We start from the raw sequence: 22681 nt of genomic DNA, 5'->3' as shown, positions 1-22681 counted from the left end.
GTCAACCCTGAACAATATCGAGTTTGGCGATGCCCAGCGCCAAGGTCTTGGCGCCCACGTCGCGGAACTGGATTTCAGCCTGGGCGTCCTGCCCTGCTCCGCTCAGGCTCACGATCGTGCCATCGCCGAACCGCGCGTGATGCACGCCCTGCCCCACACGATACTGCTTGTCGCCCACCGTGACACCGGTAGCGACGCCACGCGGTTGACGCGGCGCAATGGTATTGGTGGGCTTGCGTCCGAAAGCGTCGCCACGATTGCCGCCACCCCAGCCCGCGCCCGTGCCGCCGACCTGGGCCAGACCGGCCTTGGGCGACAGCCACTTCAGGTGCTGTTCCGGAATTTCGTCCAGGAAGCGAGAACGCATCGCGTAGCGCGTCTGGCCATGCAGCATCCGGCTTTGTGCCAGGCTGATGTACAGGCGCTGGCGCGCGCGCGTAATGGCCACGTACATGAGGCGGCGCTCTTCTTCCAGTCCGGAAGCTTCCAGGACGCTGTTCTCGTGCGGGAACAGCCCCTCTTCCAGGCCGGTGATGAACACGGCGTCAAACTCCAGGCCCTTGGCCGCGTGCACGGTCATGAGTTGCACGGCGTCCTGGCCCTGTTGGGCCTGGTTGTCGCCGGCTTCCAGCGCCGCATGCGACAGGAACGCCGCCAGCGGCGTCAGGCCGTCGGACGCCACAATGGGCGCGTCCACCACGCCCGCATTGAGCGTGGAGGCCGTGTCCTGTTCGGGCACCACGCCAGCGGGCATGCCGTCGTAGTTTTCCTCGGACGCGAACACGGCCGCGGCCGTGATCAGTTCATTCAAGTTTTCCAGACGTTCCGCGCCTTCGCGTTCGGCCTTGTAGTGCGCGTTCAGGCCGCTGGCCTCGAGCATGTGCTCGACCATTTCCGGCAGCGGCAGGTCGCGGGTCTCTTCGATCAGGCGATGGATCAGCTGCGCGAACTGCGCCAAGTTGGAACCGCCCTTGCCCGGCACCAGAGCCACGGCCGCGTACAGGCTGGTGTCGTGCGCGCGCGCGGCGTCGCCCAATTGCTCCAGCGTGCGCGCGCCGATGCCGCGCGTGGGAAAGTTGACGACCCGCATCCAGGAGGTATCGTCGTGCGGGTTGGCCATCAGGCGCAGGTAGGCCAGCGCGTGCTTGATTTCCTGGCGCTCGAAAAAGCGCAGGCCGCCGTAGACCTTGTAGGGAATGCCGGCGGAAAAGATGGCGTGTTCCAGCACGCGCGACTGCGCGTTGCTGCGGTAGAGCACGGCGATCTCGCGGCGCAGGCTGCCTTCGCGGATCAGGGAGCGGATCTCGTCCACGATCCACTGCGCTTCCATGCCGTCGGACGGCTGCTCGATGACGCGCACCGGCTCGCCGTCGCCCTGCTCGGTCCAGAGATTCTTGCCCAGCCGGCCGGTGTTGTGACCGATCAGCGCGTTGGCCGAATCCAGGATGTGGCCAAAGGAACGGTAGTTCTGCTCCAGGCGGATCACGGTGCCGCGCGCGTAATCGCGCTCGAAGTCGGCCATGTTGCCGACGTTGGCGCCGCGGAACGCGTAGATGGACTGGTCGTCGTCGCCCACCGCGAAGATCGCGGCGCCACCGCCGGCCAACAGACGCAGCCACTTGTATTGCAGCGTGTTGGTGTCCTGGAACTCGTCGACCAGGATGTGGCGGAAACGGCGCTGGTAGTGCTCGCGCACGGGCGCGTTGCGCGACAGCAGTTCGTAGGCGCGCAGCAGCAGCTCGGCGAAGTCCACCACGCCCTCGCGCAGGCACTGGGCCTCGTAGAGTTGGTAGATCTCGATCAGGCGGCGGCGATGGGCGTCGTAGGCTTCGACGTCGGCGGGACGCAGGCCCTCTTCCTTGGCGCCGTTGATGAAGCGCTGCACATCGCGGGGAGGATACTTTTCGTCGTCGACGCCGTTGGCCTTCATCAGCCGCTTGATCGCCGCGAGCTGGTCGGTGACGTCCAGGATCTGGAAGCTCTGCGGCAGGCCGGCATCGCGGTGATGCGCGCGCAGCATGCGGTTGCACAGACCGTGGAAGGTACCGATCCACAGGCCGCGCGTATCGATCGGCAGGATGGCCGACATGCGCGCGAGCATCTCGCGCGCCGCCTTGTTGGTGAACGTGACCGCCAGCAGCCCAAAAGGCGAGGCCTGGCCGGTTTGAATCAGCCAGGCCATGCGGGTGGTGAGCACCCGGGTCTTGCCGCTGCCCGCCCCGGCCAAGACCAGGGCGTGCTGCGGTTCTAACGTTACTGCGGCGCGTTGTTCAGGATTGAGCTTCTCTAGCATCATGCCGCGTAGCGGCGCAGACGTTGAGCGAATTGCTCGAGCCCGGCGATGCCGCTTTGCTGGGCGCGCTGGCACCAGGCCTGCAGGTCATGAAGAAGCTGTTCGCTGCTGGCGCTGGAGCTTTCCCAGATGCGGCCGAGTTCGCGGCGCATCTGTACCAGCGTGGCCAGCGACTTGTTCTGGGCGATGGCCTGGTCCACGGCGGCAACCTGTTCGGGCTGGAGGATGTCCTCGTTGCGGTGGATGGCGCGGCGCACGCTGTGCAGCTTGGTCCAGTCGCACTCGGCGCTGCCCTTGTTGCGCGAATCCTTCAGCTTGGCCAGCTCTTCGCGGGCCGCGCTCTTGATCACGTCCGCATAGCGGGCCATGACTTCGTAGCGGTGCGTGATCACGCCTTGCAGGGTGCGCAGGTCGATGCCGGTCTTGCTGTCGTCCAGCTTGAGCTTGGGCGCAACCTTCTTGATCTTGGCCAGGCCGAAGAACTTCAGGATGTTGATGTAGCACCAGCCGATGTCGAACTCGTACCACTTGGCCGAGAACTTGGCCGACGTGCCGTGGGCGTGGTGGTTGTTGTGCAGTTCTTCGCCGCCGATCACGATGCCCCAGGGGAACACGTTGGTGCTGGTGTCCGGGCTGTTGTAGTTGCGGTAGCCCCAGTAGTGGCCGATGCCGTTGACGACGCCGGCGGCCCAGAAGGGAATCCAGGCCATCTGCACGGCCCACACCGTGACGCCGATGGCGCCGAACAGGGCGACGTCGATGGCGAGCATGCTCAGCACGCCCCACAGGCTGTGCTTGCTGTAGACGTTGCGCTCGAGCCAGTCGTCAGGCGTGCCGTGGCCGAACTTGGCCATGGTTTCCTTGTTGTTCGATTCTTCGCGGTACAGTTCCGCGCCGCGGAACAGCACCTTCCAGATGCCGAACAGGATAGGCGAATGGGGATCGCCTTCCTTTTCGCACTTGGCGTGGTGCTTGCGGTGAATGGCCACCCATTCCTTGGTGACCATGCCGGTCGTCATCCAGAGCCAGAAGCGGAAGAAGTGCATGACGGCCGGATGCAGATCCAGACCCCGGTGCGCTTGGCTGCGATGGAGGAAGACCGTGACCGCCACAATCGTGATGTGCGTCACAACCAGAGTGAACACGACGACCTGCCACCAAGTAGCTTGGGTCAGACCGCCGGCAATGAAGGAAAGGATGTAATCCATAAAGCTGTTAGGAGCCTCGCTAGAGAAGTGCCTGGAGTTTAGCTTACCTTGACCGACTTATGACAAGGTAGTTTCAAAATAGTTTTTGAGCGAAATCAAGGACTAAGCCTCGGTTTTTCAGGGCAAAAAACCACTCTCGCCGCCAGAAACGAAGGTTGCGAGGCCGAGCCTTGCGGCACGCGGCGCTAGGGCCGTCCTCCCCAGGGAACGTGGGGGGCATACGCGAAGGCGCAAGGTTTGGGCTGGATTTCGTCGTTAAAGTTCCTGTCAGCTGGGCATCCGGTCTTGAAGCAGACTCGCGGCTGGCGCACACTGCGGGTGCTTTGCTGACCAAACTGTCTCTTTTGCCCAACTGATGTTGCTGAAAAAAATACGTCCCCAATTATTTTGTACCGTGGCCGCGCTGGCAGCCGCCCTGCCTGCCTCCGTTCCCGCACAGACGGTGAAGTCGGGCGACGTCGCCGTGTTGGCCTCGTACTACGAGATCCGCGGCGCGGACTGCCTGGCGCTGCGCGCGCCGCGGGTATCGCTGACCATGATGCCGCGCCTGGGCAAGGCCAACATCATGCAGACGCGCGGCCAGTCCAGCGATTCCGGCCGCTGCGCCTACCAGGCCGTGCCGGTATCCCAGGTGGTCTACCAGGCGGACCAGCCCGGCAATGACAGCCTGGCCTGGGAAGTGAAGTACCAGAACAAGACGCTCGGCACGCGGCGCTACAGCGCCACGGTGGTGGTGACGCCGGGTCCCTGACCCGGCGTTCCCGTTCAGGCCGGCTGATCCTGCGGGCCGGCCGCGGTTTCCTTGGCCGGCGTTTCCGCCGATGCTTCGGTCGACGTTTCAGCGGGGACATCGTCGGCGTTCGCTACCTCGGCGTTCTCAGCCCCGGCTGCCGCGCCCTTCTTCCTGCGTTCGAACACCGCGGCAAAGAAGCCGTCGGTGCCGTGCACGTCAGGGCGCAGTTGGACGTAGGGTCCGTCCAGCTTCAGGGTTTCGCAGCGGGCGGCCAGAATTTCGGCGGCGTCCAGGCGCTCGAAATCGGGGTGGCTGGCCAGGAAGCGCTCGGCCTGCACCTCGTTTTCCTCGGCCAGCAGGCTGCAGGTGGCGTAAACCAGGCGGCCGCCCGGCGCGACGCAGCGCGCCGCACTGTTGAGAATGCGTTCCTGCAACTGGCCCAGTTCGGCCAGCGCCTCTGGGTGCTGGCGCCATTTCAGGTCCGGATTACGGCGCAGGGTGCCGATGCCGCTGCACGGGGCGTCGACCAGCACGCGCTGGGCCTTGCCGGCCAGGCGCTTGACGCGGGCATCGTTTTCGCTGTCGATGACCACGGGTACCACGTTGGACAAGCCGCTGCGGGCGAAGCGCGGCTTGGCGCGCGCCAGGCGGGCCGCCGACACGTCGAAGGCGTACAGGCGGCCGGTGGAGCGCATCAGCGCGCCCAGCAGCAGCGTCTTGCCGCCCGCGCCAGCGCAGAAGTCGATGATCATTTCGCCGCGGCGCGGCGCCACCAGCAGGGCCAGCAGTTGGCTGCCTTCGTCCTGGACCTCGATGCTGCCGTTCTCGAACTGCGGCCAGCGGTTGATGGCCGGGCGGCCTTCCATGCGGATGCCCCAGGGCGAATAAGGCATCGCGACCGGTTCGTAGCGGCCGGCGCCCTGCTGCAATTCCGTCAGCATGGCGTCGCGCTCGACCTTCAGCGGGTTGACGCGCAAGTCCAGGCTGGCCTGGCGGTTGAGCGCCTCGATCAGGGTTTCGGGGCTGTCCATGGCGCCCAGGCGCTCGTCCAGCCAGTCAGGAATGCTGCCGCGCACGGCGCGCGGCAGCGTCGCCAGATCGATCTGCGACACGCGTTGCAACCATTCGGCTTCAGCGGCGTCCATGCCTTCGGTCAGGGCCTCGGCGCCCAGCGTCGCGGCCAGGCCCAGGATGGCCAGGCGGCGCGAGGCCGGACCGACACCGCTTTCGCCGAATTGGCGGTAGCGGCGCAGATGGCGCAGCACGTCATAGACGGCTTCGGCGACTTCGGAACGGTCGCGCGCGCCCAGATTGGGGTGATGGCGCAGCCAGTGCGACAGGGCCGCGTCGGCCGGATAGGTCCACTGCAGGATTTCGCCCAGGACGCGCTGGACCTGGTCGATACGGATGGCCGCATGCGACTGGCGCGGGCGGTTGAACTGGGGCTTGGGCGGGCGGTCCTGGCCGCCGTCGCTGCCGCCGCCGCGCGGGCCGCCATACTGGCCCCGCTCGCCACCGCGATCATCGCCTCGCGGCGCGCCGTAGGACGGACGCGAGTCCGAGCGGCCTTCGCGACGGTCCGAACCATAGGAGGACGCGCGTTCGCCGCCACGGCCTTCACCGCGCGGGGCGTCATAGGACGGACGCGAGTCCGGACGACCTTCGCGGCGTTCCGAACCATAGGAAGCGCGTTCGCCGCCACGGCCTTCGCCGCGCGGAGCGTCATAGGATGGGCGCGGACCCGGACGGCCTTCGCGACGCTCCGAACCATAGGACGCGCGTTCGCCGCCGCGGCCTTCGCCACGCGGAGCGTCATAGGATGGGCGTGGACCCGGACGGCCTTCGCGGCGCTCCGAACCATAGGAAGCGCGTTCGCCGCCACGGCCTTCGCCGCGCGGAGCATCATAGGACGGACGCGGGCCCGGACGGCCTTCGCGACGTTCCGAACCATAGGAAGCGCGTTCGCCGCCACGGCCTTCGCCACGCGGGGCGTCATAGGACGGGCGCGGGCCCGGACGGCCTTCGCGGCGCTCCGAACCGTAAGGGGCGCGCTCGCCGCCACGGTTTTCACCGCGCGGGGCGTCATAAGAAGGACGCGGCGCCGGACGGCCTTCGCGACGCTCCGAACCGTAGGAGGCGCGTTCGCCGCCACGGTTTTCGCCACGCGGGGCGTCATAAGACGGACGCGGGCCCGGACGGCCTTCGCGGCGTTCCGAACCATAGGAGCCGCGCTCGCCGCCACGGTTTTCACCGCGCGGGGCGTCATAGGAAGGACGCGGCGCCGGACGACCACTGGCGCGCTCGTCGCGGCTGCCGCCCGAACGATCGTCACGGGCGCTGTCGCGCGCGACCTGCGTGCGCGCATCGCCCTTAGGGCGCGAGAAGAAGGACCGACCGTCGCGGCCTTCGGAGGCGGCCCTGGCGGCGCCTGCCGGACGGGAACGCGGAGATTGGGGTTTGCTCATGGTGTATTCCAATGGGGCGGAGGGCTTCCGCCCGAAAAATGCGATTCGGGGCCGCTCAGGCGGCCGGCGACCAGGCGAACAGGCGGTCGGGATCGCCTTGCACGTTCACCCGGTGGTCACTGGTCAGGGTAACCCGGCCTTCAGCCAGCCAGCGCACCGCCGCCGGAAAAGCGCGGTGCTCCACCGCCAGCACGCGCTCGGCCAGGGCTTCGGGCGTATCGCCCGCCAGGACCGGGACGCAGCCCTGGGCGATGATGGGGCCATGGTCCAGCACCGGCGTGACGAAATGCACAGTGCAGCCATGCACGCGCACGCCGGTAGCCAGCGCCTGGGCGTGCGTGTGCAGTCCCGGGAAAGCCGGCAGCAGCGAGGGATGGATGTTCACCAGCCGGCCGGCATAGTGATTGACGAAGCCCGGCGTCAGCACGCGCATGAAGCCCGCCAGGATGACGTAATCGGGTTCGTAGCGGTCGATTTCGGCGGCCAGCGCGGCGTCGAAGGCTTCGCGGCTGGCGTAGTCCTTGTGGTACAGCGCACCAGTGGGGATGCCCTGGTGGGCTGCCCATTCCAGGCCCGCGGCGTCGGGCTTGCTGGCGATGACGGCGGCGACTTCGGCAGGCCAGCCCTCATTGCGGCAGGCTTCGGCCAATGCCTGCATGTTGCTGCCGCGTCCCGAGATCAGGATGACGATGCGGCGCTTGATGGTAGATATTTCCGGCAAGATAAGGAATTCCAAGGGAAATCGGGCCCGTCCGCCCTCCAGAATCCCGCGTGCGGCAACAGCCTGGACGCGCGTCAGGAGGAAACAGGAACAAACCCGGAATCCAAAATTGTAAACTCTCGCTCGTGAAACCATCGCTGCGCATCTACCGATCCCTGCCCCCGCCCGACCGGCGCGCCCCTTGCGCGCTGACGATCGGCAACTTCGACGGCGTCCACCGCGGACACCAGGCCATGCTGGCGCGCGTCTGCCAGGTCGCGCGCGACCGCAACCTGACGCCCGCCGTGATGACCTTCGAGCCGCATCCGCGGGAGTATTTCGCCACCCTGAACCAACGCCCGGAACTGGCGCCCACCCGCATTTCGGGTTTGCGCGACAAACTGGCCGCGCTGGCGCGCTACGGCATCTCCCAGGTCGTGGTGGAGCGCTTCAACGCCCGCCTGGCTGAAATGTCGGCCAACGCCTTCATCGAACAACTGCTGGTCCAGGGCCTGCACGCCAAATGGCTGCTGGTGGGCGAGGATTTCCGCTTCGGCCACAAGCGCAGCGGCGACATCGACCTGCTGCGCGAGGCCGGCCTGCGCCATGGCTTCGAAGTGCAGACGCTGGCGGACGTGACCGACCAGCAAGGCCACCGGATCTCCAGTTCCGAAGTGCGCACCGCGCTGGCTGTGGGCGATCTGGAACGCGCCCGCCACCTGCTGGGCCACCCGTACCACATCAGCGGCCACGTGATCCACGGCCAGAAGCTGGGCCGCACACTGGGCTTCCCCACCATGAACCTGCGCGTGGCGGAGCGCTGCGCCGCGCGCTCCGGTATCTACGTGGTGCAAGTCTACGGCCTGGCCGACCGTCCGTTGCCGGCGGTCGCCAGCCTGGGCGTGCGCCCCACCGTCGAAGACCGCGGCCGCGTGCTGCTGGAGTCACACCTGCTCGACGAGACCATCGACGCTTACGGTAAACTCGTACGCGTCGAATTCCTGCAAAAGCTGCGGGACGAAGAAAAATTTCCTGACCTCCCTTCCCTGACTGCCGCCATCGCCGAAGACGCGCGAAACGCGCGCGCCTATTTTGCCGTTCATGGACTATAAAAAGACCCTCAACCTGCCCGATACCTCCTTCCCCATGCGGGGCGACCTCGCCAAGCGCGAGCCCGCCTGGATTTCGCAGTGGGAGGAAAACCACGTCTACCAGGCAATCCGCGCCGCCAGCCGCGGCCGGCCGCGCTTCGTGCTGCACGACGGCCCGCCCTACGCCAACGGCGACATCCACATCGGCCACGCGGTCAACAAGATCCTGAAGGACATCATCGTCAAGAGCCGCAACATGGCCGGCTATGACGCGCATTACGTGCCGGGCTGGGACTGTCACGGCATGCCGATCGAAATCCAGATCGAAAAGAAATACGGCAAGCACCTGCCCGTGGCCGAAGTGCAGTCCAAGGCCCGCGCCTACGCGCTCGAACAGATCGACCGCCAGCGCAAGGACTTCAAGCGCCTGGGCGTGCTGGGCGAGTGGGATCGTCCCTACATGACGATGAACTTCAGCAATGAAGCCGACGAAATCCGCGCGCTGGGCCGCATCCTGGACAAGGGCTACGTGTTCCGCGGCCTGAAGCCCGTGAACTGGTGCTTCGACTGCGGCTCGGCCCTGGCCGAAGCCGAGGTCGAATACGCCGACCGCGTCGACCCGGCGGTGGACGTGGCCTTCCCGTTCGCCGAACACGCCAAGCTGGCCAGCGCCTTCGGCCTGGACTCGGTCGACGATGGCGCCATCGTCATCTGGACCACCACGCCCTGGACCATCCCGTCCAACCAGGCGCTGAACCTGCATCCCGAGATCGAATACGCGCTGGTGCGCGTGTCGCCCGCGCCCAAGTTCGGCCCCCTGCTGCTGATCGCCAAAGAGCGCGTCGAAGCCTGCCTGAAGGCCTGGAACCTGGAAGGCGAAGTCATCGCCACCGCTCCGGGCGCGGCGCTGTCGGGCATCGAGTTCCGCCATCCGCTGGCGCAGTTCAATGCCGCCTACGACCGCAAGTCGCCCGCCTACCTGGGCGACTACGTGACGGCCGACTCCGGCACCGGCGTGGTGCACTCGGCGCCGGCCTACGGCATCGAGGACTTCGTGTCGTGCAAGGAGCACGGCATGAAGGACACCGACTTCATCAGCCCGGTCATGGGCGACGGCAAGTACGTGGACAGCCTGGCGCTGTTCGGCGGCCTGTCCATCTGGGACGCCAACCCCAAGATCGTCGAGGCGCTGCAGGAAGCCGGCGCGCTGATGCACGTGGAAAAGCACAAGCACAGCTACATGCACTGCTGGCGCCACAAGACTCCGATCATCTACCGCGCCACCAGCCAATGGTTCGCCGGCATGGACGTGAAGCCCAAGGACGGCAGCCCGACCCTGCGCGAATCGGCGCTGGCCGGCATCGACGCCACGGCCTTCTATCCGGCCTGGGGCCGCGCCCGCCTGCACGCCATGATCGCCAACCGTCCGGACTGGACCCTGTCGCGCCAGCGCCAGTGGGGCACGCCGATGGCCTTCTTCGTGCACAAGGAAACCGGCGCGCTGCATCCGCGCACGTCCGAACTGCTGGAACAGGTGGCGCAGCGCGTCGAGCAAGGCGGCATCGAAGCCTGGCAGACGCTGGATCCGCGCGAGCTGCTGGGCGACGAAGCCGACCAGTACGAAAAGAATCGCGACACGCTCGACGTGTGGTTCGACTCGGGCAGCACCCACGCCACCGTGCTGGGCGGCAAGGACGGCGACTTCGCCGGTTCGCACGGCGCTGAACTCGCCTGGCCCGCCGACCTGTACCTGGAAGGCTCGGACCAGCACCGCGGCTGGTTCCATTCGTCGCTCCTGACCGGCTGCATGCTTTACGGCCAGCCGCCCTACAAGGCGCTGCTCACGCACGGCTTCGTGGTGGACGGCCAGGGCCGCAAGATGAGCAAGTCGGTGGGCAACGTGATTGCCCCGCAGAAGGTATCCGACTCGCTGGGCGCGGAAATCCTGCGCCTGTGGGTGGCCTCCACCGACTACTCGGGCGAACTGTCCATCTCGGACGAGATTCTCAAGCGCGTGGTCGAAGGCTACCGCCGCATCCGCAACACGCTGCGCTTCCTGCTGGCCAACCTGGCCGACTTCGACGCCGTGACGCAGGCCGTGCCCTACGGCGAACTCTTCGAGATCGACCGCTACGCGCTGGCCATGACGGCGCAGATGCAGGCGGAAGTCCAGGCCAACTACGAACGCTACGACTTCCACCCGGCGGTCTCGCGCCTGCAGACGTTCTGCTCGGAAGACCTGGGCGCGTTCTACCTGGACATCCTGAAGGACCGCCTGTACACCTCGGCCGTGGACAGCCGCGCGCGCCGCTCGGCCCAGACGGCCCTGCTGGACATCACGCAGACGCTGCTCAAGCTGATGGCGCCGATCCTGTCCTTCACCGCCGAAGAAGCCTGGAAGGAACTGGTCAACTCGGCCCTGAAGAATCAGGCCGACGCCGCCCGCACCACCATCTTCACCGAGGTCTACCACGCCCTGCCGCCGTTCGCGGACGCGGACGCCTTGTCGGCCAAGTGGACCCGTCTACGCGCCATCCGCGCCGAAGTCCAGCGCAAGCTGGAAGAAGTGCGCACGGCTGGCGACATCGGTTCCTCGCTGCAGGCCGAAGTCGATCTGTACGCCAACGGCGCCGACCAGGAACTGCTGGCCAGCCTGGGCGACGACCTGCGCTTCGTGCTGATCGTCTCGCGCGCCACCGTGCATGCAGGCGAAGGCGAGACCCGCATCGAGGTCACGCCGTCGTCGCACAAGAAGTGCGAGCGCTGCTGGCACTGGCGCCTGGACGTGGGCCAGGACGCTGACCACCCCGAGATCTGCGGCCGCTGCGTGTCCAATCTGTTCGGCTCGGGCGAAGCCCGCGACAAGGCTTGAGCATGGCCCGCCCCTCCGAACCCGGAGTGACGGGCGCCACCGCCCCCGCCCGCGCCGCGCCGGCGCGCGTGGGCGGCTGGCTGGCGCTGGCATTGCTCATCATCGTGCTGGACCAGCTGACCAAGGTCTACTTCAACACCTCGTTCCAGTACGGCGAGCGCGTCAACGTGCTGCCGGTCTTCGACTTCACGCTGATGTACAACCGGGGCGCTGCGTTCAGCTTCCTGGCTTCCGAGGAAGGCTGGCAGCGCTGGCTGTTCACCGGCCTGGGCTGCGTGGCGGCGGTGGTCATCACCATCATCCTGCGCCGCACTCACGGCCAGCCGCGCTTCAGCCTGGCACTGACCCTGATCCTGGGCGGCGCCATCGGCAACGTCATCGACCGCGTGGTCTATGGCCACGTGGTGGACTTCCTGTTGTTCTACTGGAACGACTCCTACTTCCCCGCCTTCAACCTGGCGGACGTGGGCATCAGCTGCGGCGCCGTGCTGCTGGTGCTGGACGAGCTCCTGCGAGGCCGCAAGGCCAAGACCCAGGCCTGAAAACGGCCCGGCCGGGGCGCCGCCATGCCCCGGCCTCCCCCCTCTTTCTCACGGTTTTTGTCCTGCTTGATGCCCCCTGAACGCATCGCGAACGGCGCAATGCCGCAATGCAGAATAAAATCACTGTCCGTTCCTCGTTTACACGGCGCTGAACCCGCCGCCTCCCTCATGCTCGACCTCGCCCGCAAACGCATCGTCCTCGGCCTGACCGGCGGCATCGCCTGCTACAAAATCGCTGAACTGGTGCGGCGCATGACCGAACAAGGCGCCACCGTCGACGTGGTGATGACCGAGGCGGCCACGCACTTCATCACCCCGGTCACCATGCAGGCCCTGTCGGGCCGCCCGGTGTTCGTGGACGCGTGGGACGCCCGCGTGCCCAACAACATGGCGCACATCGACCTGACGCGCGGCGCGGACGCGGTGCTGATCGCGCCCGCCAGCGCCGACTTCATGGCCAAGCTGGCCCATGGCATGGCCGACGACCTGCTGTCCACGCTATGCCTGGCACGTGCCTGTCCCTTGCTGGTGGCGCCCGCCATGAACCGCGAGATGTGGGCCAACCCGGCCACGCAGCGCAACGTCGAACAACTGCGCGCCGACGGCATCAGCGTGCTGGGACCCTCCGCCGGCGAACAGGCTTGCGGCGAAACCGGCGACGGCCGCATGCTGGAAGCGCATGAGCTGCTGACCGACCTGATCGCCTTCTTCCAGCCCAAGCTGCTGGCCGGCCGCCACGTGCTGCTGACCGCGGGCCCCACGTCCGAACCGGTGGACCCGGTGCGTGTGCTGAGCAACCGCTCTTCCGGTAAGACCGGCTACGCGCTGGCGCGCGCCGCGCGCGAGGCCGGCGCCCGCGTCACGCTGATCACCGGCGCCACCTTCTTGCAAGTCCCGCGCGGCGTCACCGCGCTGTCGGTCACCACCGCGCGCCAGATGCACGACGCCGTGATGGCCAGCGCGGCCGACGCCGACATCTTCATTGCCGTGGCCGCCGTGGCGGACTGGCGCGTCAAGAACGTCAGCAACCAAAAGCTAAAGAAGACCAGCGAAGGCGGCGGCGCGCCCGTGATGGAATTCGAACCCAATCCGGACATCCTGGCTGAAGTCGCCAAGCTGCCCAATGGCCCCTGGTGCGTGGGCTTCGCCGCCGAAACCGAAAAGCTGGCGGAACATGCCGAAGCCAAGCGCACGCGCAAGGGCATTCCGCTGCTGGTGGGCAACCTGGCGCACAAGGTCATGGACGCGGACACCACTGAACTGGTGCTGTTCGACGAACAAGGCACCCACCCCCTGCCCGCCGGCGACAAGCTGGACGCGGCGCGGCGCCTGATCGCCGAGATTGCCGCGAGAGTGCCCGCCAAATAAAAAACCAGGCCTCGCGGCGCGGCCTGGCTGCTGATGAACCCCTGTTTTCCGGCAGGGGTTTTTCTTTGCCTGCGGGCTTGCCAGGAACCCAAGCGTCCTCAGTGGATGTGTTCCTCTGCCGAGCGGTCCTCGCGCTCCATTTGCAGCGTCGTATGGTGCAGGTCGAAATCCGCCTGCAAGCGGGCTTCGATGGCGCAGCGCACCTGTTCGCCATCCGCCCCGGGCGCCAGCACCACATGGCCCGTCAGCATCGGATTGCTCTGCGTCACCGCCCACAGATGGATGTCATGGATGGCGGCCACGCCGGCCGTGCCAGCGATGGCATCGCGCACGGCCTGCAGGCTCATGCCCGGCGGCACGCCTTCGAGCAGGATGTTCACGCACTCGCGCAGCAGCACCCACGTGCGCGGGAACACCATGAAGCCTATGCCTACCGCCAGCGCGGAATCCACCCAGCGCCAGCCCGTGAACCAGATGAGCACGGCGCCGACGATCACGCCGATCGAGCCCAGCATGTCGGCCCATACCTCCAGGTAGGCGCCCTTCACGTTCAGGCTTTCGTCCTTCGCACTGGCCAACAGGCGCATTGAGATCAGGTTGACGACCAGTCCAACCACGGCGACGGCCAGCATGCCCAGCGACTGGATTTCCTGCGGCGCCGACAAGCGCTGGTAGGCTTCGTACAGGATGTAGAACGCCACGCCCAGCAGCACCAGCGCATTGACCGCCGCCGCCAGGATCTCGAAGCGGGCGTAGCCGTAGGTGCGCATCAGGTCCGCCGCCTTGCGGCCCGCGCGTATCGCCACCAGCGCCAGCAGTAAAGCCATAGCGTCGGTCAGCATGTGCATGGCATCGGAAATCAATGCCAGGCTGCCTGTGATCATCCCGCCCGCGATCTCGACCAGCATGAACGTGCCGGTCAATGCAAAGGCGATCCAGAGGCGGGATTCGGGCAAGGCGCGCACGTCGCCGTGCTGATGGCTATCGCTCATGGCTGTCCTGGTCGTGGAGGGAAATCAAGGCTGAACCGTGCGCGCGACCGCGGTGCCGCACTGTCCGCAGAAACTCGCTCCTGGGGCAAGCGCGGTACGGCACTGGGGACATGCAGCCGCCGCGAGCGAGGCGCCGCATTGCGAACAATACCGGCTGCCCGCAGGCTGCGCCGCGCCGCAACTATTGCAGGCCACGCCTGCCGCATGCGAGGAAGCGCTTTGCGGCGGATTGCCGTGGGAGCCCCCCCGATGGCCATCGTAGCCATGACGGCCGCCGTAACCATGGCGGCTGCCCTGTCCGCCCAGCAGATGCTTCAGTATGCCCATTTCAGACTCCGAATCGCCGTTCCGGCGTATTGCCAGGCCCCATGAAAAAGCCTGAAGTAACTTCAGAGTCAAGCTCGGTAGCGTGGACCATAAAAAAACCCTCCGTGTTACTGGAGGGTCTTTGGGGCAACCTGGCTTACTGTTCCAGGCTGATGTTGGCCGCCTTGACGATGTCGGCCCATTGCTGGCGGTCCTTCTCCAGGAATTGGCTGAACTGCTCAGGCGTCATGCCGGTGACCGGCTCGGAACCCAGGCCGGCCATCTTCTCGACCAGCGCGGGCTGCTTCAGCACGTCCTGCATGGCCGCGTAATAGGCAGCCAGCACGTCGGCGGGCAGGCCGGCGGGCGCGAACACGCCCTGCCAGGTCGGCATATCGAAACCCTTCAGGCCTTGCTCATCCAACGTCGGCACGTTGGGCAATTGCGGCGCGCGCTTGATCGACGCCACGGCGATGGCCTTGACCTTGCCTTGCGAGGCCAGCGGCGCGGCGGTGGAGATGTTGTCCATCGTCATGGCGATGTGGCCGCCCAGCAGATCGGTGATGACGGGCGCGGCGCCGCGATAGGCGGCGTGCGGCACCTTCACGCCCAGCTTGTACAGCATGGTCTCGGCGATCAGGTGGTTGGAAATGCCCACGCCAGCAGTGCCGTAGGTGGCGGTCGGCGTCTTCTGGAAATACTCCTTCAGTTCGGCCAGGTTGTTGGCCGGCACGTCCTTGTTGACGATAACCACGTTGGGCTGCACCGCGGCCAGCGTGATGGGCGTGAAATCCGCCGGCTTGTAGTTGGTGCCCTTGGGATTCAGGACATGGGTAATGGCCATGGAACCGGCGGCGGCAATGCCGATGGTGTAGCCGTCGGCCGGGGACTGCGCCAGGCGGTAGGCCATGATGTTGCCGCCGGCGCCGGCCAGGTTTTCGACCACGACGGGCTGGCCCAGGCGCTGCGACAGCGGCTCGGCCAGGAGGCGCGCCAGGGTGTCGGCGGAACCGCCGGGCGCGAAGCCCACCAAGAGGCGCACCGGCTTGGCGGGTTTCCAGGCGTCGGCGGCATAGGCCGGCGCGGCCGTCAGGGTGGTGACGGCGAACAGTGCGCCAGCGGCGCGATGCAGATTACGGCTGAACATGAAAAACACTCCCAACAATTGATTGACGAAGCCCGCTTCGTCTCCTCTCGCCGCTCGTCCGCCCCGGCCGCGCCGCGCGTTCCGATGCGCGGCCAGGCTGCGGGACGGTACCCGCGGCGTTATTCCAATATTTGCGCGAGCGTCTGCGCCACCATGCGGTTGGATAACAGCACCGGCCGGCCCGAGGCTTGCGCCACCGCCTGGCGCATGCGCTCGGCGTAGCCCATGCAATGCATGACGATCAGGTCGCAGGACGCGAGTTCGCGGCCCGCCTGCTCGAAGTTGCGCGCGGCCTGCGCCGCGTCGGCTTCGTAGGGCGAGGCATGCACGACCAGGGTCTCGCAGGACAGCGGCACGACCATGTGGAAGGCGTCGACCTGCGCCTCCAGCGGCACTACGAGCCCCACCTTGCGGCAATGCTCGGCCAGGCCGGCGACCAGGTGGTCCACCACCTGCTGCGGCTCCACCACCAGCGTGCGCATCGGCGCGATCGCGGTGCCAGTGCACAGAGGCACCAGCACGTCGTAGCCCGCCGCGTCGGCCTGGCGCATGACCTCGGCCAGGCGCACCTCGGCGGCGGCCGCGTCCAGTTCGATCTGCGCGCCGTCGCGCATGCGGGTGGCGAAGCGGTACTCGCCCGGCTTGGGCGCCAGCGCGGCCAGGCCGGCAGCATCCAGGCCGTCCAGCGCGCCGAACTCGTCGATGCGCACCTGCTCGCCCAGGAGCGGCGCCATCTCGGGCACCACGTCGCTGCGCGGCGACTGGCCGATGGTGAAGAACGCCACGCGGCGCGGCTGCGCGCTCATGCCGCGCCCGCGTCGACGCGGCCCACCGTCTGCAGATGCGCCATCGAGCCGTAGCGGCTTTGCAGCGCGGCCCATTCGGCTTCATCCACGAAGCTCATCGCGCCCTGTCCGTAGAGCTTGGCGATCTCGATGCAGAAGCGCATGGCGACGTCGGCGTCCACGGCGTTGGTGACGCCCGTGGCGCAGCCCGGCACCGTGGTCTGCGCGGTCAGCGCCACGCCCACCACCGGCGCGCCGGTAACGATCGTGGGCTGCATCAGCGAGTTCACATGCCACAGGCCGTTTTCGTAGGGCGTGATGTCCTGCGTGGTCAGCGGCAGAGTCACCGGCAGTTCGCCGCTGACCCAGCCCATGACGTCCAGCATGGTTTCGGGAATGCGCAGCAGATAGCCCTGGCGCGCGACCGGCGTCAGCGCCACGCCACGGTGGTTGACCAGGCGGTTGCCGCGTGTGGTGTCGACCGACAGGATCGCGTCCATGCGCGGGTCGACTTCATGCGACATCATCTCGCGCATGGGGAACGGCGAGCGCATCATCGGCACCGGATGGTGCGGCCGCGTGCCGGCGCGGGGGCAAATGTGGGTGCGGATACGCACCGTGCCCGGCAGGGCGTCTCCCTGGCGGGCCATGGCCATCAGCTTGAAGGCCGCGGCGATGGCGACCACCGCGCCGTCGCTGTCGGACACCAGGCCGGTGACCGCGGGACGCGCGCCGATGCCGCCCAGGCGGCCAACTATGCCGAGTTGCGGCGCGGCGTCATCAAGGCCGGGAATCACGATGGACAGGAATTCGGTGGCGGCGCCGTCGCGCTCCAGCCGGGTCACCTCGACCTCGCAGTTGCCGGCCGCGCGCAGTTGCCCGGCCACGGCCTCGCCGGTGATGTGGGCGGAGGACAGCAGTTCGATGGTATCGATGACGTGCTTCATGCCGGAATCTCCACAGGGCCGGGGCGGAACACGCGGGGCTCTTCGCGGCCGATGAACAGCGGCGCATCGTGCGGGCCGATCAGGTCGATCTGGCTACCGCGCACGCGCAGGGCCGAGCCTTCCGGCAGGCCGAGGACGGGCATCTGCGGGTTCAGCATGCAGAATTCGGCCAGGCGCTGGGCGCGGGTTTCGCCGCGATGTCCGGGCGGATGCGCGTTGGTGTAGTGCGGGTTGATCTGGAACGACAGCAAGCCCAGGGCGTCGAAGCCTTGCGGGTCGGTGATGGGCATGTCGTTGGTGGTGCAGATGCTGGGGCAGCTCAGGTTGGAGCCGGCGCTCCAGCCCAGATAGGCCGCGCCCTCGCGCACGCGGCGCGCCACGACGTCAAGCAAGCCCAGGCGGCGCAGCTGGCCGAGCAGGTTGAAGGTGTTGCCGCCGCCCACGATGATGGCCGCGGCGCCTGCCAGCGCGGCCGCGGGATCCTCGGCGCGATGCAGCCCCTGGATGTCCAGGCCGGTATCCGCCAGCGCCGACGCCACCAGCGCGGTGTAGTCGTCCCAGTCGCGCGTGACGCCGGCGTACGGCACGAAGACGGCCGGCGCGCCTTGCGGCAGCGATGCGATCAGTTCGCGGATGTCGGGCAGCGCGTGGACCAGATAGCCGGCATCGCTGCTGGAGTTGCTGAGGAGCAGTAGGTTCATGTGGAGGATTTCCGTAAGGGATTTTCTGGGTGCCCGGCAGCGCGGACGCATCTGTATTTGTGAGCCTGCAAGCGTTCAGGCCAGCCAATAGGGATCGTTCAGTTCGCGCCCCAGCGCCCCGACCTGCCGCAGCACGGACTCGCGCAAGCGCGCGACGCGGTCGGCATCGGCCTGGAAGGAAACGAAGGACAGGCACAGGCCGCGCAGTTCGCCGGTGGCGGGGTCGCGCACGGCGGCGGCCACCGCGCCTATGCCCGGCATGGCCTGGTCGATGGCCACGCCGCAATGGTCCGCGCGGGTCTGCGCCACCAGGCGGACCAGGTCGCCGACCGTGGCGGGACAATCGCGGCCTTCGGTGGGCAGCGGCTGATCGGGATCGGTGCCGTACAGCGCCTGGAACTCCGTTTCGCTCAGGCGCGACAACAGCGCCCGGCCCATGGCGGTGCCCGAAGCGGCGCGACGCGAGCCGGGCGGCGACAGCACCTGCACCGGGTGCGAGCCGTTCAGGCGTTGCAGCACCACGGTTTCGCGCTGGTTCAGGGTAGAGAGATAGGCGGTCAGGCCGCTGTCGTCGGACAGCCGGGTCAACACGGCGCGGCAGGCATCGTCCAGCGGCGTGGCCGCCATGCCGGCGCGCACGGCCTGGGCCAGCATGGTCCCGGCGCGATAGCGGCGCGTGGCGGCGTCCTGGTCGAGCAGGCCGTAATGCTGCATCTGGTTGAGCAGGCGCGACGCGCTGCTCTTGGGCATGGACAGGCGAGCCGCCACTTCGGTGAAGCTCAGCTCCGACGCGCCTTCCGCGTACAGCCCCAGCACGCGCTGGACGCCATCGAGAATACTCATGCTTGTTCCAATAAACGGAACTTATGTTCCTTTAAGTTGAACAAGAATAATGCAGGGGCTGGATGGCGGTCAATACGGAAACGCCATGAAAAAGCCCCCGGGTCACCGGGGGCAGAAATCCGTCGGATCAGCCAGTCGAGAGGAATGGAACCCTTACTCGATCGTCTTCCCGTCCTGCGGCGCACCGCAGAATTGCAGAAACCGATGGAGCGGAGGATGCCGTTCGGCGGCGCGCTGCCAAGCGATGATCGTGGGCGGATTGTGTTCGTGCAGGTCGACCGGCAGGATGACAGCCTCGGCTGCTCGGGTCAGACGTTGCGCCGCCGCCAGCGGCAGCATGACCAGATAATCCGTGCTGCGGATGAACTCGTCGGTAAGCAGCAGATCGCTCACCTGGATACCACGCAGCGGCAGGCTCAAATCCGCCCCCAGAAACAGCGCGGTCAGCTTGTCATGCATCATCGTGCCCGGACGCGGCTTGCACCAGGGCTGCGCGTGCAGATCCTTCAGCGTGTGGCGCCGCCGCGCCGCCAGCGGCGATAACCGCGCATTGGCGACAACCACCAAGGGCTGCGGCGCCACCAGCCGCAAGCGGCCCAAGCCGGGTGCGATCAGCTCGGGTGCGTCGTAACACACCAGCGCATCCAGCTTGTCGTCCAGCAGCAGATCCGCCATGGCGCGATACCCGCCAGCCTGCACGTCGAGGGCAACGCCCGGCTGCGCCTGGTTGAAGGCATGGATCAACGGCGCCAGGCTCAGTTTGCCCATATCCGTGGCCACGCCGATCCGTAGCTCGCCTTGGTGGCCGCCGCGCACGTCCATGACTGTCTGGGCCAGCCCGCGCGCCTGCGCCACCACGGCTTCCATCATGGGCAGGACCTGGCGGCCCATTTCCGTCGGACGCTTGGCATTGCCCATGCGCTCGAACAACTTGAATCCCAACTGCGATTCCAGTTCAGCCAGGGTTTTCGAGACCGCCGATTCGCTCACGTTCGCGGCCACGGCGACCTCCTTGGCCGAGGGCGCATCGCGCAAGGCCAGCGCAATCTGCAAATGCCGCAGCTTGAGGCGGGAGGCTAGGGACTCCAGGGATGGCTTGAGCATTTCCTCAATACCTTGAGCAAATAATTCACTATACGGTAAAGCCAGGCGATCCGATCATAGTGGCATAGCGCGTGGCCATGGGCCGATCCGAGGGCATCAGATCCGCGGACGTGAAGCCGCGCCGACAGGAGACCGACTTGCTGGACCGCACCCGACTACTTGCCTTCATCCTTGCCGCCGCGACGACGGCCTGCCTGCCACCCAGCGCCATGGCCCAGGAGCCGGCCGGCGGCGACAAGGTCGTACGCCTGATAGTCGGCTACGCAGCGGGCGGCGCGGCCGACGCCGTGGCCCGCGCCTACGCCGAACAGCTGCAGACAGCGGGGTATGCCAATGTCATCGTCGAGAATCGTCCCGGCGCATCGGGACGGCTGGGTTTCGATGTGGTGAAGCGGGCCAAGGCAGACGGCCTGACCTTGTATCTCGGCTCGTCGCCAATGTTCGTGATCTTTCCCCTGACCTACAAGAAGCTGGGGTACGACCCGGATCACGACTTGCGCCCCGTCGCTCTGGTGGCGGACGTGCCTACCGGCGCTGTGACGGGCGCCGCCCAACCGTATGGCAGCATGGCTGAATACGTGCAATGGGCCAAGCAGGCAGGCGCCAAGGCGACCTTGGGCCTGGCGACGCAAGGCAGTCCCGGCCAGCTTGGAACCATAGAGATGGGCAGCCAGAACGGCCTCGAAGTCGTGCCGGTGCTCTACCGCGGCGCGGCGCCCATGCTGGTGGACGTGGCCGGCGGCGAGGTATCGATGGGCTGGGACGCCGTCGCCAGCATGCTGCCGCTGTACAACGCCGGCAAGGTGAAATTCCTGGGCGTGGCCGGCAGCCGCCGCCTGCCCACGCTGCCCAATGTGCCGACGCTGCTGGAACAGGGCTACCCGCAGTACCAGCATGCCGCCAGCTGGTATGGCGTGTACGCGCCCGCAGCCACGCCGGACGCCACCATCGCCCAGCTGGAACAGGCTTTCATCGCGGCCGGCAAGCGGCCGGCGCTGGTGGAAAAACTGCAGACTGCGGGCTTCCTGGTCGAACCCCAGGACGCACAGGCCGCCAAGCGCCGCATCGGCGTCGAGCGCGCGCACTGGGCCCCCATCGTCAAAGCCGCCGGCATTTCCTTCGACGAATAGGCGGAACGTGGCTTCGATGAGCGATTCTCTTTGCGAGCTGAGCGCGGTCGAGGCCGCGCGCCTGGTCCGAACCAAGGCCGTGTCCCCGGTAGAGCTGGTACGCGCCTCGCTGGACCGGGCCGAGCGACTGCAACCCGTCCTGAACTGTTTCATCACCTTGTGCGCCGACCAGGCTATCGCCGAGGCCAGGCTTGCCGAAGCCGCGCTGATGCGCGGCGATGCGGCGGGCCTCTTGCATGGCCTGCCCTACACGGTGAAGGACCTGGTCAATACCGCGGGCGTGCGGACCACCTTCGGCGCCGTGCCGTTCAGCGCGAACGTGCCGGCCGAAGACGCCGTGGCGGTGGCGCGGCTGCGCCAGCATGGCGCCATCCTGATCGGCAAGACCACGACGCCTGAGTTCGGCTCCAAGTCGATGACCGATTCCCCGCTGTTCGGCCATACCCGCAACGCCTGGAACCTGGAACGCACCTGCGGCGGTTCGAGCGGCGGCGCCGCCGCGGCGACGGCCGCCGGCATCACGGCGCTGGCGGTGGCCAGCGATGGCGGCGGCTCCACCCGCATTCCCGCCGCGTGCAACGGCGTGGTGGGATTCAAGCAAAGCCTGGGCGCGATACCGCACAGCCAGGCGCAGGACGCCATCGGCAACCAGACCTATGTGACGCCGACCACGCGCAGCGTGGCCGATACCCGTTTGATGATGGCGGCCATGGCCGGCCCGCATGATTGCGATCCGTGGTCCCTGGGCGTGCCCCGCGCCGACTACGCCGGCGCGGCGGCCTCCCACGAAACGCTGCGCGGCAAGCGCATACGCTACTGCGCCGCCCCGCCCGGCCGCCCCGTGGCTGCCGACGTGCGCCGCGCATTCGAGGCGGCACTGGCGCGCCTGGCCGATCTGGGCGCGGAAGTCGAGCCGTTCGACGGCGCGGGCTTCGATGTCGAGCCGATCTGGCGCGTCATCAACCACACCGTCTGGCGCACCCGCTTCCTGCCCCTGATCGAGCGCGAGCCCGACGCCTACAGCGCCACCTTCCGGCGGCAGATCGCCACCGCCGCGGCGTTCAGCGCCCAGCAATACCAGGAAGCCATGTTTGCCCGCACCGCGCTCTATCGCAAGGTGCAGGCGCTGTTCGATCAGGCCGACCTGCTGGCCATGCCGACCATGTCCCGCACCGCCTTGCCGCTGGGCACGGACATCTTCGACACCATCGACATCGACGGCCGCTCGTACGGCGACATCCGCGCCCATTGGTATCCGTGGACCATGCTGTTCAACCTGACCGGCCACCCCGCCGTCAGCGTGCCTTGCGGACTGGGCCAGGATGGCCTGCCGCTGGGCTTGCAACTGGTTGGCCCCTGCCACGGCGACCTGCAGCTGCTGCTGGCCGCCGAGGCCTACGAGCAGGCCTGCGCGCCGCCACCGCGGCCGCCGGTCATGGCATAGTCCGCGTCCC

At 67.4% G+C, this 22681-nt stretch carries 19 protein-coding genes; 7 read left to right on the top strand and 12 right to left on the bottom strand.

The features are described from left to right. Position 1: 1 nt before the first annotated feature. Together AC3WOB_RS23605 and AC3WOB_RS23600 are read right to left on the bottom strand one after the other, a co-directional pair. A complete protein-coding gene (locus AC3WOB_RS23605; RefSeq protein WP_013394706.1) occupies positions 2 to 2296 on the bottom strand; it encodes a UvrD-helicase domain-containing protein in 2295 nt (764 codons plus the stop codon). After that, on the bottom strand, positions 2293 to 3501 hold the full coding sequence (locus AC3WOB_RS23600; protein WP_013394707.1) for a DesA family fatty acid desaturase: 1209 nt from the start codon (positions 3499 to 3501) through the stop codon (positions 2293 to 2295). Before AC3WOB_RS23600 ends, AC3WOB_RS23605 begins: the two co-directional genes overlap by 4 nt. A gap of 355 nt (positions 3502 to 3856) precedes the next feature. Between AC3WOB_RS23600 and AC3WOB_RS23595 the strand changes: the two genes are divergently transcribed. Beyond that, positions 3857 to 4252: a hypothetical protein gene (locus AC3WOB_RS23595; RefSeq protein WP_013394708.1), complete on the top strand. Its 396-nt coding sequence runs from the start codon at positions 3857 to 3859 to the stop codon at positions 4250 to 4252. A 14-nt stretch (positions 4253 to 4266) separates the two neighbouring features. Here the strand turns inward: AC3WOB_RS23595 and AC3WOB_RS23590 are convergent, their stop codons facing one another. Both AC3WOB_RS23590 and purN read right to left on the bottom strand, forming a co-directional pair. After that, complete coding sequence (locus AC3WOB_RS23590; protein ID WP_041655791.1) at positions 4267 to 5637, bottom strand: RsmB/NOP family class I SAM-dependent RNA methyltransferase; 1371 nt, start codon at positions 5635 to 5637, stop codon at positions 4267 to 4269. A gap of 1117 nt (positions 5638 to 6754) precedes the next feature. Then, positions 6755 to 7411 (bottom strand): phosphoribosylglycinamide formyltransferase, encoded by a 657-nt coding sequence (purN, locus tag AC3WOB_RS23585; RefSeq protein ID WP_085947881.1) that lies wholly within the window; start codon positions 7409 to 7411, stop codon positions 6755 to 6757. Positions 7412 to 7545: 134 nt separating this feature from the next. Here purN and AC3WOB_RS23580 point away from each other — a divergent pair, with 134 nt between their 5' ends. The 4 genes from AC3WOB_RS23580 (at position 7546) to coaBC (ending at position 13272) form a co-directional block, all read left to right on the top strand. Continuing rightward, positions 7546 to 8511 carry a bifunctional riboflavin kinase/FAD synthetase gene (locus AC3WOB_RS23580; RefSeq protein ID WP_013394711.1) on the top strand — a complete coding sequence of 322 codons (966 nt, stop codon included), beginning with the start codon at positions 7546 to 7548 and terminating at the stop codon, positions 8509 to 8511. After that, positions 8501 to 11362: an isoleucine--tRNA ligase gene (gene ileS / locus AC3WOB_RS23575; protein ID WP_492276349.1), complete on the top strand. Its 2862-nt coding sequence runs from the start codon at positions 8501 to 8503 to the stop codon at positions 11360 to 11362. Before AC3WOB_RS23580 ends, ileS begins: the two co-directional genes overlap by 11 nt. A gap of 2 nt (positions 11363 to 11364) precedes the next feature. Then, positions 11365 to 11904, top strand: coding sequence for a signal peptidase II (gene lspA / locus AC3WOB_RS23570; RefSeq protein ID WP_013394713.1), 540 nt, complete (start codon positions 11365 to 11367; stop codon positions 11902 to 11904). Between the two features lie 168 nt (positions 11905 to 12072). Continuing rightward, positions 12073 to 13272, top strand: coding sequence for a bifunctional phosphopantothenoylcysteine decarboxylase/phosphopantothenate--cysteine ligase CoaBC (coaBC, locus tag AC3WOB_RS23565; protein WP_492276348.1), 1200 nt, complete (start codon positions 12073 to 12075; stop codon positions 13270 to 13272). A 98-nt stretch (positions 13273 to 13370) separates the two neighbouring features. Here the strand turns inward: coaBC and AC3WOB_RS23560 are convergent, their stop codons facing one another. The 8 genes from AC3WOB_RS23560 to AC3WOB_RS23525 all read right to left on the bottom strand — a co-directional run bounded on the left by AC3WOB_RS23560 (position 13371) and on the right by AC3WOB_RS23525 (position 20097). Continuing rightward, positions 13371 to 14264 (bottom strand): cation diffusion facilitator family transporter, encoded by an 894-nt coding sequence (locus AC3WOB_RS23560; protein ID WP_492276347.1) that lies wholly within the window; start codon positions 14262 to 14264, stop codon positions 13371 to 13373. A 24-nt stretch (positions 14265 to 14288) separates the two neighbouring features. Then, positions 14289 to 14591 (bottom strand): double zinc ribbon domain-containing protein, encoded by a 303-nt coding sequence (locus AC3WOB_RS23555; protein ID WP_041654015.1) that lies wholly within the window; start codon positions 14589 to 14591, stop codon positions 14289 to 14291. Between the two features lie 136 nt (positions 14592 to 14727). Then, entirely contained in the window at positions 14728 to 15717 is a 990-nt protein-coding gene (locus AC3WOB_RS23550; protein ID WP_492276346.1) for a Bug family tripartite tricarboxylate transporter substrate binding protein, read from the bottom strand. Positions 15718 to 15836: 119 nt separating this feature from the next. Beyond that, the gene (locus tag AC3WOB_RS23545) at positions 15837 to 16523 is read right to left on the bottom strand and encodes an AroM family protein (protein ID WP_492276345.1); all 687 of its coding nucleotides are present in this window, start codon (positions 16521 to 16523) and stop codon (positions 15837 to 15839) included. Then, positions 16520 to 17449, bottom strand: a complete 930-nt coding sequence (locus tag AC3WOB_RS23540; RefSeq protein WP_492276344.1) for a DUF1177 domain-containing protein — start codon at positions 17447 to 17449, stop codon at positions 16520 to 16522. The genes AC3WOB_RS23545 and AC3WOB_RS23540 overlap by 4 nt, the downstream gene beginning before the upstream one ends. Beyond that, on the bottom strand, positions 17446 to 18150 hold the full coding sequence (pepE, locus tag AC3WOB_RS23535) for a dipeptidase PepE (RefSeq protein WP_492276343.1): 705 nt from the start codon (positions 18148 to 18150) through the stop codon (positions 17446 to 17448). Before pepE ends, AC3WOB_RS23540 begins: the two co-directional genes overlap by 4 nt. 75 nt (positions 18151 to 18225) lie before the next feature. Then, positions 18226 to 18993: an IclR family transcriptional regulator gene (locus AC3WOB_RS23530; RefSeq protein ID WP_013394720.1), complete on the bottom strand. Its 768-nt coding sequence runs from the start codon at positions 18991 to 18993 to the stop codon at positions 18226 to 18228. Between the two features lie 153 nt (positions 18994 to 19146). Next, complete coding sequence (locus AC3WOB_RS23525; RefSeq protein WP_492276342.1) at positions 19147 to 20097, bottom strand: LysR family transcriptional regulator; 951 nt, start codon at positions 20095 to 20097, stop codon at positions 19147 to 19149. A gap of 137 nt (positions 20098 to 20234) precedes the next feature. On the opposite strand from AC3WOB_RS23525, the gene AC3WOB_RS23520 reads away from it, so the two are divergent. After that, positions 20235 to 21227: a Bug family tripartite tricarboxylate transporter substrate binding protein gene (locus AC3WOB_RS23520; protein WP_492276341.1), complete on the top strand. Its 993-nt coding sequence runs from the start codon at positions 20235 to 20237 to the stop codon at positions 21225 to 21227. 16 nt (positions 21228 to 21243) lie between these two features. Further along, positions 21244 to 22671 (top strand): amidase, encoded by a 1428-nt coding sequence (locus tag AC3WOB_RS23515; protein WP_492276340.1) that lies wholly within the window; start codon positions 21244 to 21246, stop codon positions 22669 to 22671. The last annotated feature ends 10 nt before the right edge of the window (positions 22672 to 22681 follow it).

The sequence above is a fragment of the Achromobacter sp. FW305-C-30-7 genome (genome assembly GCF_058783105.1).
Note: the sequence above shows the minus strand (reverse complement) of the source record. Positions and strands in the feature narration are given on the sequence as shown.